We start from the raw sequence: 1,013 nt of genomic DNA, 5'->3' as shown, positions 1-1,013 counted from the left end.
AATTCCCTGCCGCTAAAAAACAGTGAGATCGCCACCAAAGGTCCAAACTCCCCGGCGGCACCAAGTGCGGTGACCGCGAGACCCATCGGGGACTTCGATTTGCCGGCGTCGCGAAGGATGGGCAACAGCGCGCCCAGGGCTGTGGAGCTTAAGGCGACGCCGATGATCACTGCGGCTGCCGGCGTCGGGCCCAGCAAAAAGCCAGCACCAATGCCTGCCGCCAGGGAGATGACCCACCCAGCGGACGCGAGGGTAATGGGCCGGCCGCGGATGGCGGCGAAATCCACCTCATTGCCGGCAACGAAGAAGAGCATGGCCAGCCCGAACTGGGCCAAGGTGTCGATGAATCCGGTGGGTTGGATCCACCCCAACAGGCTGGGGCCGAGGAGGATTCCCAGGACAATCTCGAACACCACGATGGGAACCTTGACCGCCCGGTCAACGAAGCGGGCTGCGAGGGGCGCTACAACAGCCAGCAGGGCGATCAGAACCAGTGACGTGGACAAGCCCTGCATCAGCGGTACCTCCGGTACCTCGGCTGCTTCGCGTAGGAAAAGTAATTCAAAGCTACCGCCACCGTCAGTGATGGCGCCACAGCACGGCGCTTCTGGGATGCTGTGAGCAGGATCACTCGATGTGTAGTGCGGCGTGGGCAGTAGGTACTGTTCTTCGGATGCGAAAAGACAAGAGATTTATCGCTGCCCCACTGATCACCCTCGTTATTGCCGGCGGATTGCTGATTGGTGCTTCCGCTCCCGCCGGCGCCGCTTCCTGGCCTTTCGGCTGGTGGAACTGGATCACCGCGAATGCCCAATCCACAGCTCCCGCGGAGCATTCCGCAGCTCCCTCGACCCTGACGCCAACTCCCGCTCCGTCAACGTCCGCCCCTGCTGCAGCGACGACGACGACGTCTCCCGCCGTGGTTCCCGCAACGTCGGCTCCGGCTGAGGTGCCGGTTCCCGCAGGGCCGGTTCCCGACCCCACTCTTGCGGCGCCCGCTCCAGCGGCCGCTC

The 1,013-nt window shown here is 64.1% G+C and carries 2 protein-coding genes; one reads left to right on the top strand and one right to left on the bottom strand.

The genetic code is table 11. The annotated features are described in order from the left end of the window. On the bottom strand, positions 1-515 hold a 515-nt coding region (locus tag AC5RWX_RS33730), incomplete at its 3' end, for a cation:proton antiporter (RefSeq protein ID WP_494100493.1). Positions 516-673: 158 nt separating this feature from the next. Between AC5RWX_RS33730 and AC5RWX_RS33725 the strand changes: the two genes are divergently transcribed. Beyond that, the coding region (locus AC5RWX_RS33725; protein WP_494100492.1) for a hypothetical protein at positions 674-1,013 on the top strand (340 nt) is incomplete at its 3' end.

The sequence above is a fragment of the Arthrobacter sp. SPT-J7 genome, from assembly GCF_059089965.1.
The sequence above is the reverse complement of the archived record's forward strand: the minus strand, read 5'-3'. Positions and strand labels throughout refer to the sequence as shown.